Annotated in this window: 12 protein-coding genes; 11 read left to right on the top strand and 1 reads right to left on the bottom strand. The window is 46.3% G+C overall.

Translation table 11 applies throughout. The features are described 5' to 3' along the window. The first annotated feature begins 7 nt into the window (after positions 1–7). The 11 genes from L0B52_RS01605 (at position 8) to L0B52_RS01555 (ending at position 11132) form a co-directional block, all read left to right on the top strand. Complete coding sequence (locus L0B52_RS01605) at positions 8–751, top strand: 16S rRNA (uracil(1498)-N(3))-methyltransferase (protein ID WP_235064793.1); 744 nt, start codon at positions 8–10, stop codon at positions 749–751. Next, positions 738–2513: an ATP-binding protein gene (locus L0B52_RS01600; RefSeq protein ID WP_235064792.1), complete on the top strand. Its 1776-nt coding sequence runs from the start codon at positions 738–740 to the stop codon at positions 2511–2513. The genes L0B52_RS01605 and L0B52_RS01600 overlap by 14 nt, the downstream gene beginning before the upstream one ends. Positions 2514–2573: 60 nt before the next feature. Then, complete coding sequence (locus L0B52_RS01595; RefSeq protein WP_235064791.1) at positions 2574–4037, top strand: sigma-54 dependent transcriptional regulator; 1464 nt, start codon at positions 2574–2576, stop codon at positions 4035–4037. Between the two features lie 73 nt (positions 4038–4110). Then, entirely contained in the window at positions 4111–5106 is a 996-nt protein-coding gene (murB, locus tag L0B52_RS01590) for a UDP-N-acetylmuramate dehydrogenase (RefSeq protein ID WP_235064790.1), read from the top strand. Next, positions 5099–5749, top strand: coding sequence for an HAD family phosphatase (locus L0B52_RS01585; protein ID WP_235064789.1), 651 nt, complete (start codon positions 5099–5101; stop codon positions 5747–5749). The genes murB and L0B52_RS01585 overlap by 8 nt, the downstream gene beginning before the upstream one ends. Next, positions 5740–6090, top strand: a complete 351-nt coding sequence (locus L0B52_RS01580) for a gamma-butyrobetaine hydroxylase-like domain-containing protein (protein ID WP_235064788.1) — start codon at positions 5740–5742, stop codon at positions 6088–6090. The genes L0B52_RS01585 and L0B52_RS01580 overlap by 10 nt, the downstream gene beginning before the upstream one ends. A 22-nt stretch (positions 6091–6112) precedes the next feature. Further along, positions 6113–6877: a bifunctional demethylmenaquinone methyltransferase/2-methoxy-6-polyprenyl-1,4-benzoquinol methylase UbiE gene (gene ubiE, locus L0B52_RS01575; RefSeq protein ID WP_235064787.1), complete on the top strand. Its 765-nt coding sequence runs from the start codon at positions 6113–6115 to the stop codon at positions 6875–6877. Next, positions 6874–7479 (top strand): SCP2 domain-containing protein, encoded by a 606-nt coding sequence (locus L0B52_RS01570; RefSeq protein ID WP_235064786.1) that lies wholly within the window; start codon positions 6874–6876, stop codon positions 7477–7479. Before ubiE ends, L0B52_RS01570 begins: the two co-directional genes overlap by 4 nt. Next, complete coding sequence (gene ubiB / locus L0B52_RS01565) at positions 7479–9092, top strand: ubiquinone biosynthesis regulatory protein kinase UbiB (RefSeq protein ID WP_235064785.1); 1614 nt, start codon at positions 7479–7481, stop codon at positions 9090–9092. The genes L0B52_RS01570 and ubiB overlap by 1 nt, the downstream gene beginning before the upstream one ends. Continuing rightward, the gene (locus L0B52_RS01560; protein WP_235064784.1) at positions 9089–10219 is read left to right on the top strand and encodes a MalY/PatB family protein; all 1131 of its coding nucleotides are present in this window, start codon (positions 9089–9091) and stop codon (positions 10217–10219) included. Before ubiB ends, L0B52_RS01560 begins: the two co-directional genes overlap by 4 nt. Next, positions 10212–11132: an ABC transporter ATP-binding protein gene (locus L0B52_RS01555; RefSeq protein WP_235064783.1), complete on the top strand. Its 921-nt coding sequence runs from the start codon at positions 10212–10214 to the stop codon at positions 11130–11132. The genes L0B52_RS01560 and L0B52_RS01555 overlap by 8 nt, the downstream gene beginning before the upstream one ends. Positions 11133–11142: 10 nt before the next feature. Here the strand turns inward: L0B52_RS01555 and ppk1 are convergent, their stop codons facing one another. Continuing rightward, positions 11143–13290: a polyphosphate kinase 1 gene (gene ppk1, locus L0B52_RS01550; RefSeq protein ID WP_235064782.1), complete on the bottom strand. Its 2148-nt coding sequence runs from the start codon at positions 13288–13290 to the stop codon at positions 11143–11145. Between the last annotated feature and the right edge of the window lie 260 nt (positions 13291–13550).

Genomic DNA, 13550 nt, shown 5'->3' with positions numbered 1-13550 from the left:
GGACCCTATGGCGCGTCGTATTCGAGTTTATACTCCACAACCGTTATCTGTTGGTGAACAGATCCAGTTGAGCGATGACGTGCACCGACATGTTGTCAAGGTGCTGCGTTTGCGTGTGGGTGATGCATTGATCGTTTTTAATGGCGAGGCAAAAGAGTATCAAACACGTATCACAGTAGCTGACAAAAACCAGCTTGAGGTGTGTGTGCTTGAAAGCCGGGCAGTTGAGAATGAATCACCCCTTAAGATCAGCTTGTATCTCGCTTTGCTCAAAGGTGAGGCGATGGACTTTGCGATCCAGAAATCGGTGGAGTTAGGGGTCTCACGTATTATCCCGATTGATAGTGAGCGTAGTGAACGACAGCTTAATGCGCAACGCTTGCCCAAACGCATGACCCATTGGCGCAATATTGTGATTGCTTCAGCGCAGCAGTGCGGACGTAGCCAGTTACCTGAGCTAAGCTCGCCGATGATGTTCGATGAGGCGGTTAACTCTAGTGAGGGCATGCGGATTATTATGAGTCCACATGACGCCTCACCGACTAAACTGAGTACCAAACTGGCGCCACAAGAAGCGAGTTTACTGGTAGGGCCTGAAGGGGGATTTAGTGAGGATGAAGTGGCACAAGCTTGTGCTGCCGGTTGGCAGCCACAGGTGTTAGGGCCGCGTATTTTACGTGCGGATACAGCTGTGGTGAGCGGTCTCACCTGGTTGCAATACATTTGGGGGGATTTACATGATCTATCATGAAAGCCTCATTCCCAACTTTAATCTTTCTTCCCCTGGGCGCGTGCGCAATATTGTTAAAGTGCAAAGTCTACAATACCGTGTCCGTATTGCACGTTTTAGCAACTATTTTCGCTTACTTGCTGTGGCGATGTTTATCGTGGCGATTAGTGTCAGCGCAGATCAGTCGTTTAATATTCGAGAAATAGCGGTTCATGCGCCGCAACCAGAGCATATTTTGAGCGTTATTTTTGCTTTTTGCTATGTTGCAATGCTCCTGGTGTGCAATACGGCATTAAAACGCGTGCATCCTCGCGCAATATTTTTGTTAATCAATGCGGTCCTCGATGTATTTTTTCTTTTATTGCTGTTGATTTCTTATCACAACACGCAATGGAGCCAAACGCTGATCGCGATCTATTTGTCCTCCATTCTCCTATCCGTGTTGAGCTTGTCGGTGCGCCAATCAGCGGTCTTTGCGATATTCAATGTATTGATGATTATGGGGCTGCTGTTGCTGGCGATGTTCTGTCAGCAAATTGACTCGGATATCATGCGGTTTTTTAACCAATTTCCTTCAACAGTTAGGCGAATCCTGGAATTAGATAATGGGTATGATTTGCTCTGGCCATTATTTCAAATCAGTATTTTTGCTCTGGTGCTGTTCTTAATCGGTTATTACTCAGCGCAGGCGCAAGATAACCGAATTCAAATAGAATTAAACCGTAATCTCCTTGAAAATCTTCATAAACTCAATAACTCTATCATTGAAGAAATGGATAGTGGATTGATTGTGGTTGATCCACGCAGCACGATCGTGATCATCAACAAAAAAGCGAAACATATTTTTCAGCATATTTATGAAGAACAAAATCTATCGCCGATTAAGCTGACAGAACTTTCCGAACGCCTAAATTTACGCTATCTGAAATGGATTCATTTGCAGCTGCTCGATTTTGAAATTCTTACGGTTGGCGCAAACAGCTATACCATCCATTTTGCCTCGATTGGGAGTGGCAACACATCAGGTTTGACGTTAATTACCTTGGAAGATGTTGAAGCCCATTACCGGCGCGTACGTGAAACGCGTTTAGCTTCACTTGGCCGTTTAACCGCAGGGATTGCTCATGAAATACGCAATCCGTTAGGCTCAGTACAAAATGCAGCTGATTTGTTGCTCGAGCAGCATAATGATTTACAAACCCGTTTTTTGATTGGAAAAATGCTGCGTAATACCAAACGTATCAACTCGATCATTTCCGAAATTATGCGTTTATTCCATAACAAGCCACATGAAACCAAGTTGTTCCATCTTAACCCCTTTATTTATCGCTTGATGTTGGACGCTAAAGAAAACGAAGAACTGCTTGGGGTAGAAATTATCGCCAATATCGCAGCAACCGTTGATTATGCCGTGTATTTTTCGCCAGGTTCGCTTAATGAGATTTTATATAATTTGATGTTGAATGCGGCAAAACATAACCCCGACCAGCTTGATTTAACGATAACCTTTAGAACCAGTATCAGCAAAAATGGCCACCATCTCTTCTTTGATGTGATTGATAATGGAACCGGGGTTGAGGCAGAAGATGAAGAAAAAATCTTCGAACCGTTTTTTTCAAAGCGCAGTGGTACCGGGCTTGGCCTTTATTTGGTGCGCGAAATGTGCATTGCCAATAATGCGCAAATTGTTTATTTACGTGGCGAAAAGGGAGCGCATTTCCGGATTACGATGGAACGCTATGCCAATAATGAAAATAACAACCAGCCCATGGAAAACAGGTAGGTATGATCCAGCAGACAATGGTAATATAGGTTTTTGATGAACAATAACCTACAGGTTTAAATGAACAGTAAAGCATTGATCATTGATGATGAGCGCGATATTTGCGAGTTGATTGAGATGAGCCTCATGGGGCAAAACATCCAGTGCGATAGCGCCTTTTCGGTGCGCCAAGCCCTGCGCAAACTCAAAAATAACGAGTATAGCTTTGTAATCTGCGATGTTAAATTGCCTGACGGCGACGGCCTGGATTTATTGAACTATATTCAAAAACAATATCCTGGGTTGCCGGTGAGTATGATTACGGCTCATGGCGATATGAATATGGCGATCACCGCGCTAAAACGCGGCGCGTTTGACTTTATTAACAAACCTTTTGAGCTGAAGCAGTTGCGCGATTTGTGCCAGGCAGCTGAAAAACAAGCCCGCAATGACCGCTCGGCGAAACAGCGCGCCGAAAAACCTAAAAAAGGCAAATCCACCACGACAATATCGTCTTCAGAAGCGGATGCTGATGATTTAAATGTCAAACTGGTTGGTTCCTCTGAGGGGATGCTACAAGTTAAGAAAATGATTGGCCGAGTTGCGCGCTCGCAAGCGCCAGTATTTATCCAAGGTGAATCTGGAACGGGGAAAGAGGTCGTTGCACGACTTATTCATCAAAAGAGTACACGTGCCGATGGCCCATTTATTGCGGTGAACTGCGGTGCGATTCCTGAAAATCTCGTTGAAAGTGAGTTTTTTGGTTATAAAAAGGGCGCGTTTACCGGTGCGAACTATGACCAAGACGGTTTATTTATCGCAGCGAATGGCGGCACACTCTTTCTGGACGAAATTGCAGACCTGCCGTTAAATATGCAAGTAAAATTGCTGCGTGCCATTCAAGAACGCAGCGTGCGTCCAATCGGTAGCGCAAAAGAAGAATTCTTCGATGTACGGATTCTTTCTGCGACCCATCAAGATTTAGCGCATTGCGTTCAGGAAAAGCAATTCCGTGAAGATTTATACTATCGCTTGAATGTCATCTCGTTAAACATTCCACCGTTGCGAGATCGCCAAGAAGATATTCCGGAGCTTTCCGCGTTCTTGCTGCAACATTTAGCAAAACGCCATGAATCTGATGCGCGTCAGTTAAGCGATAAAGCCTTAGATAAACTGCAAAGTTATGCGTTTCCTGGCAATGTGCGTGAATTAGAAAATATTCTTGAACGTGCGCTTACTTTTGCCGATAGCGATATCATTGAAGCTGATGAACTTTCTTTAGAACGCACATCCTCACCAACTGCTAACGCAAGAGAAAATTCTGAGCTGACTCATGAGGCTAAGGAAGGGCGAACAACCGATGAGTTGTTTTTGCTTGATGAAGACGTTCCAGATGATTTAGAAGGCTATATGCAGGACATTGAAAAGCAGGTGCTCTTAAAAGCCCTCGAAGACTGTGATTACAACAAAACCAAAGCTACCGAACGGTTGGGGATCAGCTTCCGAGCAATGCGCTATAAACTCAAAAAACTCGGGGTAGATTAAATGCCGCGAGTTACGCAAAATAGCCGCGCTTTGGCGCGGTACTTTTTTTTGACGATGTTAAATAGAGGTTTGCATGCAAATCCGTCATCATGAACCTCTATCAGGCTGGCATACCTTACAAGCCAGTGCACAGGCTCAATCTTTATATGTGATTGAACAAGCTGACGAGCTAGCGGCACTGCCCACAGATGTGTTTATGCTCGGTAGTGGCAGTAATGTAATTTTTTGTGGTGAAGTGGCGCGTCCTTTAGCGCATTTACAGTTAAAAGGGCGTCAAGTCATCGCTGAGGATGAGCAGTTTATTTATTACCGCGCTGAAGCGGGCGAGCTTTGGCATGATGTGGTAAAAGAAACCAGCGAACACGGGTGGTACGGATTAGAAAATTTAGCACTAATTCCCGGCACGGTGGGCGCCGCACCGGTGCAAAATATTGGTGCATATGGGTGTGAGGTTGGTGAAGTTATTGATTGTGTGCATGTTTATGATCGCCATGATGATTCACATCATAAGCTAAGCGCTGCCGCATGCAATTTTGCCTATCGCCATAGCCAATTTAAGGAAGGCTGGCGTGATCGTTATATTATTATTGCCGTCACCTTTCGTTTAGCGCGTCATGGCGAGCTACAGCTTAACTACCCTGATCTTGCGCAATATAAGAGACCACTCACTAATCCTGCACAGGTATGCGAGGCGGTGAGCACTATTCGGCAAAACAAGCTGCCTGATCCTCGCGAGCTGCCTAATGCCGGTAGTTTTTTTCATAACCCGGTCATTCGTGAGAACGAGCTAAAAGCCTTACAGAAACAATATCCTGATTTGCCTGCCTTTGCCGCGCATGCCGGCTTTGTTAAAGTATCAGCTGCCTGGTGTATTGAACAATGCGGCTTTAAAGGACAGAGCCAGAATGGGGTGGGGATGTACCATAAACATGCCTTGGTGCTGGTTAATCAAGGCGGTAGTGGCCAAGACATCCTGCGTTATGCGGCGAATGTACAGCGCGCCGTGCACGAGCGTTTTGCTTTAACGCTCAATATTGAACCGACTATAGTAGGAGAACGCTATGCTTGATATTCAAGCGATCGCTTTCGATAAAGATGGCACATTGTTTGATTCTGAACAGCTCTATGCGATGACGCTACGCGCGGCATTTGCCGACATGAACGTAGATTTTGATGAGGCGATGATTGGCGAGTTTACCGGTTTGGCTGCCGCCTATTCTCTTGCTAAATTGGAAACTTTTTTGGGCGATGCCAGCCAGGTGGCACGTTTTACCACGCTTTGGCAGGCTAACCGCGATCGCTTAATTGCTGAACAAGGTATTCCTTTGATTGATGGGGCAGCACAGACGATTCGTGCCTGCTATGAGAAAGGCTATCCACTCGCGCTCGTTACATCCGATGATTATGATGGCACACTGGAAGATTTCGCACGCGTAGACGCTGATTTATTGCCATGCTTTTCAGTGATTGTGACTGTTGATGATGTTGCACACGCTAAACCTGATCCGGAGCCTTATCAACGAGCCGCCGCTTATTTAGGGGTGCCGATAGAACATATGCTAACCGTTGAAGACTCCATTCACGGTGCACAAGCGGCGTTAGATGCGGGTGCGCCAATTGTGTTGCGTGGTGGTAGTGTGCGCGATAGCGAGATAGAATCGCGCGCGATCGGTCGTGTGGAGAATTTAAAGGAATTACTGCAATGGCTATGAATGAAGCACCTCAAGAATTAAGACTCAGTAAAAAAGGCGATACGTTAATGGTGGTCTTTGCCGACACCCCGTATCCTATGTCGGCCGAATATTTGCGCGTATGTTCACCATCGGCTGAAGTACGCGGTCACGGTGAGGATTGGAAGACCATTGGCGGCAAAAAGGAAGTGGTCATCCGTGCTATCATACCGGTTGGCCAATATGCGGTTCGCCTGATGTTCAGTGACGGCCACAACAGCGGGCTTTACAGCTGGCCTGTGCTGCATGATTTGGCAACCAATCAAGAACATTATTGGCAGCGCTATTTAACTGCGCTTAAAGAAAAGGGCGCGTCGCGCTAATTGCCCTAAACACGAGGAAACTATGAACGAAACCACCCATTTTGGTTATCAAACGATTGATTATGACGAAAAGAACGCTCGTGTTGGCGCAGTATTTGATTCGGTAGCGAGCCGCTATGACATTATGAACGACGTGATGTCGTTTGGCGTACACCGTTTGTGGAAAGACTGGTATGTGTGGCAAACAGACGTCAAACCCGGCGAAACGGTACTCGATTTGGCAGCCGGTACAGGCGATATCAGTGCACGTCTGGGCAAAAAGATGCGTGCTCCAGGTCATGGTGGCGATGTGTCAGGACAGTTAATCGTCTCTGATATTAATGCAGAAATGCTGGCGCGTGGACGTGAACGTTTGCTCAATGAAGGGTTTTTAGCCAATGTGGATTTTGTGCTAGCAAATGCCGAAGCGTTGCCATTTGCTGATAACAGCATCGATTTGATCACCATGGCCTTTGGTTTACGTAATGTCACCGATCAAGCGCAAGCGATCAAAGAAATGCATCGGGTATTGAAGCCGGGCGGTCGGGTATTGGTGCTGGAATTTTCCAAACCGACTTCATCGTTGCTCAGTAAAGCTTATGACTGGTATTCGTTTAATTTCTTACCGCAAATGGGGCAGTGGATTGCTGGTGATCGTGAGAGTTATCAATACTTAGCGGAATCGATTCGTATGCACCCCGATCAAGATACCTTGCAAACGATGTTCAGTGAAGCCGGTTTTGCCAAAGTGGCCTACCAAAATATCAATAAAGGTATTGTTGCGATTCATAAAGGAGTCAAAGCATGATTGAGCGGCTGTTCGATGGCGCGCTGTTAGAAAAGATGCTCAATCAAGCATTAAGCCTAGACTCAGAGCTCGCTGAAAAATTAGCACCACTTGAAGGTAAGACGATTTCTATACGACTTAATTTGCGTGAGCGTCCTTGGTATCTCCAAGTTAGTGGTGGACGCTTTTACCTCCTTGATGAAGCAACGGCTGATCAAGCCGATGTCCGCTTAAGCGGATCATTAAGCGGTTTTTTACGCCTGTTTCGGAGTAATGCTCAGGCACAAGGCGTTAACGACAAGCTTTATATCGAAGGCGATTTACACAGTGCGCAGCAATTTCAGCGGGTGATGGCACAAATCAGTCCGGATTTTGATGCTCTATTCAAACAGCGCTTTGGTGATCGTTTAGGCAGTTTGATTGCCGACGGTATGCATGAATTACGTCAGCAGGGCGATAAAGCTCGCGACGTATTAGAGCAAAAATTAGCGGATTATTTACATCATGAAACCGATGGCGTATTAACCCGTACGGATGCATTGGCGCATCAGCATCGTATCAGTGAATTGCGTCGCCGTTTAGACCGCTTAGAAGCACGTGTTAAACAATTGGGGCAAGCATAATGTGGCGAACACTCATGCGTACGCACGCTATTTATGCCGTCATGCTGCGCTTTGGACTCGATAATTATCTGCCACGGCAGGGGCTGTTTCGTCTATTTCGTCTAACCTCACGATTGCATCCAGCTTATTATCACAACGATCGTAACGTGGGGAGCGCTGCTGAGCGCTTGCGTTTGGCGTTAGAAACCTTAGGCCCTATTTTTGTCAAGCTCGGACAGACCCTTTCAACGCGTCCAGATTTGCTCCCACCAGAGATGGTGATTGAGCTGAGTCGTTTACAAGACCGTGTGCCGCCTTTTTCTGGCAGAGAAGCGCGCGAGATTATTGAAAAGACGCTCGGGCAATCGATTGATGCGGTGTTTTCACAGTTTGAAGATGAAGCGCTGGCTTCCGCCTCGGTAGCACAAGTCCATGCGGCGACGTTGCGCGATGGTTCAGATGTGGTAGTCAAAGTCTTACGGCCGGGCGTTGAGCGTTTGGTCGCTAAAGATATCGCTTTGATGTATGCGCTCGCACGTGTGGTCGCTAAAACGCGTGATGGACGCCGTTTACGCCCGGTAGAAGTGGTCCATGAATTCGAAAACACGATCAGCAATGAGCTGGATTTAATGTTTGAGGCTGCTAATGCCAGTCAATTACGGGTGAATTTTACCGATTCCGAACTGCTTTATGTGCCGGAAGTCTTTTGGCCGTACACCCGTAAACAAGTGATGGTCATGGAACGTATCCGTGCGATAAATATCAGCAATGATCAAACGATTGCTGAGAAAAATACCAATATGCAGGCGCTGGCGGAACGGGGTGTAGAAATCTTCTTCACCCAAGTCTTTCGCGACAGTTTTTTCCATGCCGATATGCATCCCGGTAATATTTTTGTTGATTTAGATGATCCAGAAAAACCCAAATATTGTGCGATTGATTTTGGCATCATGGGTTCACTGACCCCGGAAGACCAGCATTATCTGGCTGAAAACTTTTTAGCCTTTTTTAATCGCGATTATCGTCGGGTGGCGGAGCTACATGTTGAATCAGGCTGGGTGCCGCGTGATACACGGGTGACTGATTTTGAAGCAGCAATCCGTAAAGTTTCCGAACCTATCTTTGGCAAACCGATTAAAGATATTTCTTTTGGCAGCTTTTTGTTGAGCTTGTTTCAAACCGCGCGCCGCTTTGATATGGAAGTCCAGCCGCAATTGGTGCTACTGCAGAAAACGTTTTTTAACGTTGAAGGGTTAGGGCGCCGACTGTATCCAGACCTGGATTTATGGACAACCGCAAAACCTGTGCTTGAGGATTGGATGAAAGACCAGGTTGGCCCGAAAGCGATGCTCAAGCGTACGCGCTATAACGCCCATGATTATGCGAAAATCTTACCGCAACTGCCGTTATTGGGCGCTCGCGCACTGCAAGCGGTTGTTGACGGACAGAATCAATCACCAAGCGATCATCAACGCCATCGCCATAGCCGGCGGGGCGTGTCGGGCGCTGTGATGCTTTCCGCGAGTATTGCTTTGGCGGTATTACATAGCGACTACCAAAGCTGGCAATGGCTATTAATTGGGTTACTGGGCTTATTTGGCGGGTGGCAAATTTGGCGTAAGGAAAAAGAATGATTCAGAGCGTAGATAGAAAGGGCAGTGATTCGGTTAAATGGGCAAAATACGCGGAACAAGATATTATTCCGATGTGGATTGCCGATACGGATTATCGTGCGCCAGAAGCGGTACTCAACGCGTTACACCAGCGTATTGACCATGGCGTGTTAGGTTATGGCATGGCAACCGATGCGTTTATTGATGCGGTGGTTGATCATTGTCAGGCTCTTTATAATTGGACGATTGATCGCTCATGGGTTGTGCCAATTCCGGGGGTTGTCCCAGGCCTGAATATGTCGCGTGCGGTGAGCTTGGCGCGCGGTAAATCCGCAGCATTAACGATCTCGCCAACCTATCCCCATTTACGCAAAAACCCATCGCTAATGAATTTTCGCCAACAATTCGTTGATGCGGTGGATGCAGATGATCATTGGGCGATTGATTTTTCAGCCCTTGATCGCGCGGTGGATAAAGACAGTGGCTTATTATTGCTCTGCCATCCGCACAATCCTTTGGGTAAGACGTATAGCGTAGATGAGCTAGTCGCGTTTGCTGATTTTGCCAAACGTCACGACTTGCTGGTTTGTAGCGATGAAATTCACTGTGATCTGGTTATAGATGGCTCTAAACATACGCCTTTCGCCACCCTTAACGCCGATACACTCGCGCGTACGATCACCTTAATGGCGCCAAGTAAAACTTATAATATTGCCGGTTTAGCTTGCGCGTTTGCGATTATTGCTGATCCCGCGTTACGAACCTCATTCCGCACCTCGTGTGCGGGGCTAGCGGGGGACGTAAATATTCTTGGGATGACTGCTGCCACGGCCGCGTTAAACGAAGGCGAAGCTTGGCATCAGGCAATGATTGCCCATTTCCGTGATAATGCTGAACGGGTTTATGAAGCGATCAATGCGATGAAACATTTGCGCATGAAGCCGATGACGGCGACGTATTTGGCGTGGATTGATGCGCGTGAATTACCGGTTGAGCATCCGCAGCGCTTTTTTGAACAAGCCGGTGTTGGCTTAGCTGATGGCGCTGATTATGGCTCGCCAGGGTTCCTGCGTTTAAACTTTGGTTGTTCCCGTGAGCTGCTTGATGTAGCGTTACAACGGATGGCCAAGGCAATCGCTAGTGTCTGAACAACCACTGGCATTAGAAATCTCTCAACTTACTAAAACCTATCGTAATGGTTTTAGGGCGGTAAAGGGTATCGATTTACGCGTTGAGCAAGGCGATTTTTACGCCTTACTTGGGCCTAATGGTGCGGGTAAATCGACGACAATCAGTATGCTCACCTCATTGACGCGAAAAACCAGCGGCAGTATCCGGATTTTTGGCCATGATATTGATCAGGATTTTTCGCGTGCAAAGAAAAAGATTGGTTTGGTACCGCAGGAATTTAACCTCAATGTGTTTGAGCGCGCAGTCGATGTGGTGCGTAATCAGGCGGGATTTTATAATTTAGCGCCTGAAGTAGCGCTTGAGCGCGCTGAGTATTATCTCGATAAATTAGGATTGACAGATAAAAAAAACAGCCAAGTGCGTGAGCTTTCTGGCGGTATGAAACGTCGCCTGATGATTGCGCGCGCGATGGCGCACGAACCTTCGTTGCTGATTCTCGATGAACCCACCGCAGGAGTGGATATAGAAATTCGCCGCAGCATGTGGCAATTCCTGCAGCAGATTAATGCTGAAGGAACAACCATCATTCTCACCACACATTATTTAGAAGAAGCCGAACAGCTGTGTCGACGGATTGGCGTGATAAACCATGGTGAGATGGTCTATGAAGGCGCGATGGGGCAGTTGCTTTCACAAATGGATGAAGAAACGTTTGTGCTGAATATTGAGCCACAAACCTTGGATCCTAGAGTCTTTAGCGATTTTTCGCTACGCCAAATAGACCTTGAGACGATCGAAGTACGTGTGCATCGTGCAAATCAAACTATCAATACATTAATCGAACGCTTAAGCGCGCATAACGTGCGCGTACACTCAATGCGTAATAAGGTTAATCGCTTAGAAGAGCTCTTTATGCGCTTAGTAAATTGAGCAATTTCTTTTAAATCAATGACTTGGTTTTGCGCAATTTCAATCGATTTGCTTCCTTAAAGCGCGCCTGTGCTTCTTCGATAAACTGTTGCTGTGCGCTTGGTTTATCCTGTGGGTTTTGTCGGCGTTTATAACTGCCATCTGCTTGCATCCGCCAGGCGTTTTCCAAGTCATTTAGCTGCGTATTTAAGAAGTGATTGAGTTTATCTCGGATATCTTGCGCTTCAAGCGGCACAATCACTTCAACGCGGCTCTCAAGGTTGCGGTGCATCAAATCCGCCGAGCCAATGTAATATTCTTCCTCGCCATTATTGTAGAAATAATAAATACGCGTATGTTCTAAAAAGCGACCAACGATACTGGTGACACTAATGGATTCTGATAATCCCGGCACACCAGCAATGACACGGCAGGTATCACGAATGATGAGTTCCACCTTAACGCCAGCTTGAGAAGCACGATAAAGCGCAAGGGCAATATCAACATCTTCCAAGGCATTGGTTTTTAATCGGATATGGCCTTTTTTACCGGCTTTGGCGTGGTTGATTTCACGGTCAATAAACGCCATTAGTCCCGGTTTCATCTGTTTTGGTGCGGGTAACAGCTTATGGTATTTACGGTTTGGCGTGTAGCCTGTGGTGAGGTAGTTAAACAGTTCAGTTAAATCGGTGCCAATATCAGGGTCGGCTGTCAGAATACCTAGATCGCTATAAAGTCTGGCTGTACCGCTGTGGTAGTTCCCTGTACCGATATGTGCATAGCGCCGCAGACCATCATAATCTTGGCGAATCACATAGATCAATTTAGCGTGCGTTTTTAAGCCCACAATGCCGTAGGTCACATGGATCCCGGCTTCTTCAAGGTGATTAGCCCAGCGGATATTCGCTGATTCATCAAAACGGGCTTTAACTTCAACCACAACCGTCACTTGCTTGCCGTTACGTGAGGCGTCAATCAGATAATCGATAATTTTAGAATCTGATGAGGTGCGATATAAGGTCATTTTGATCCCGAGTACTTTAGGATCACGACTGGCATCGCGCAAAAAGCGCTCAACCGATGAATTAAACGACTCGTAGGGCAGTTGGATCAAAAAAGGGCCGTTACGGCGAATCGCATGGAAGATATTATCCTCGCCAACCAAACGCTCATGATCGACCGGTTGGTGTGGTGGATCTTTTAAATCTCCACGGTTAATCGCCATCAACTCCATCAAATCGCGTAAAGCTAAGAAGCCGTCGCTGGCAAAAGTATCCTTGTCTTCAACCAAAGACAGCTCAGCGGAAAGCATACCTTTGTGAATGGCGCTCATGCCGGATTCATATTGCATGCGCACAATCGGCGCAAGTCGGCGCTCACGAAGTTCACCTTCAATCAATTCCAATAAATCTTCAGCTTTTTCCTCGTCTTGCTCAGTGACCGCGTTGCGCGTGACGCGGAATATATCCACGGTATCAATGTTCATGCCCGGAAAGAGCATATCGAGATTATTGATGATCAAATCTTCTAAAGTGATGAATTTTTCAGCATTGGGATCATTAATGTTGATAAAGCGTTTGCTACCTTGTCCAACGGGCACTTTAATACGCGCCAGAGCGCTGCGCTTAGTCTGTGCATAGTGCATTTTTACCAACAAATTCAACGATAAATTAGAGACAAACGGGAAAGGGTGCGCAGGATCCATCGCCTGAGGGGTGATCAGAGGATAAATATTGGTGATAAAGAACTCACGCATCTGCGCCTGCTTGGTGCGTGAAAGCTGTTGATATTTAATAATTTCTATACCAGCTTTGCGTAATTCCGTTTGTAGTTGCTTCCAGCTTTTTTGCAGTGTTTGGTTCATTTGTCGGATCGCTGCATAGCATTCATCAATTTGTTCCTGAGGCGTGCGGCCATCCGGGCTCAAGCTGTCCATGCCAGCGCCAACTTGCTGTTTGAGACCACCAATACGTTTCATGAAGAACTCATCGGTATTACCGCTAACAATCGCGATAAATTTCAGTCGTTCAAGCAGTGGAATCTCAGCACGCGTCGATTCATGCAGCACACGTTCATTAAAAGCAATCCAAGTGAGCTCTCGATTGAGAAGAATCTCGCGTGGGTTAGCGTTGGCTAGATCAACGTCAGGTGTGTTCTCAATTGGCTTGGTTTGATTCATGATGGTTCCAATAAATGGGATATACGTTTATTCTAGCAAAAAATGTTACCGTTTTATGGCAGTGGGTCGCTTTTAACAAACACACATGAATCTTAAGGATAAGTTCAACATAAAGAATATGAGTCTATAAACATGGATACCGACTTGTTATCGATAATTTGTTGTTTGTAGGTATTAAAGAGCTCCGCTAACCTGGTATATCTAATATCGCAGAATGTATATTATGTTAAATAGAAGATATTCACTTATCTGCGTCCAGG

The sequence above is a fragment of the Suttonella sp. R2A3 genome (assembly GCF_021513215.1).
Taxonomy (GTDB): domain Bacteria; phylum Pseudomonadota; class Gammaproteobacteria; order Cardiobacteriales; family Cardiobacteriaceae; genus JAHUUI01.
This window is presented reverse-complemented; position numbering and strand designations above follow the sequence as displayed.

What these genes read in the sequence shown, in the direction of transcription:
- ubiB (WP_235064785.1), top strand. Translation starts at nt 7,479, where the DNA reads ATGTGGCGAACACTCATGCGTACGCACGCTATTTATGCCGTCATGCTG.
- L0B52_RS01560 (WP_235064784.1), top strand. Translation starts at nt 9,089, where the DNA reads ATGATTCAGAGCGTAGATAGAAAGGGCAGTGATTCGGTTAAATGGGCA.
- ppk1 (WP_235064782.1), bottom strand. Translation starts at nt 13,290, where the DNA reads ATGAATCAAACCAAGCCAATTGAGAACACACCTGACGTTGATCTAGCC.
- L0B52_RS01600 (WP_235064792.1), top strand. Translation starts at nt 738, where the DNA reads ATGATCTATCATGAAAGCCTCATTCCCAACTTTAATCTTTCTTCCCCT.
- L0B52_RS01605 (WP_235064793.1), top strand. Translation starts at nt 8, where the DNA reads ATGGCGCGTCGTATTCGAGTTTATACTCCACAACCGTTATCTGTTGGT.
- L0B52_RS01585 (WP_235064789.1), top strand. Translation starts at nt 5,099, where the DNA reads ATGCTTGATATTCAAGCGATCGCTTTCGATAAAGATGGCACATTGTTT.
- ubiE (WP_235064787.1), top strand. Translation starts at nt 6,113, where the DNA reads ATGAACGAAACCACCCATTTTGGTTATCAAACGATTGATTATGACGAA.
- L0B52_RS01580 (WP_235064788.1), top strand. Translation starts at nt 5,740, where the DNA reads ATGGCTATGAATGAAGCACCTCAAGAATTAAGACTCAGTAAAAAAGGC.
- L0B52_RS01595 (WP_235064791.1), top strand. Translation starts at nt 2,574, where the DNA reads ATGAACAGTAAAGCATTGATCATTGATGATGAGCGCGATATTTGCGAG.
- murB (WP_235064790.1), top strand. Translation starts at nt 4,111, where the DNA reads ATGCAAATCCGTCATCATGAACCTCTATCAGGCTGGCATACCTTACAA.
- L0B52_RS01570 (WP_235064786.1), top strand. Translation starts at nt 6,874, where the DNA reads ATGATTGAGCGGCTGTTCGATGGCGCGCTGTTAGAAAAGATGCTCAAT.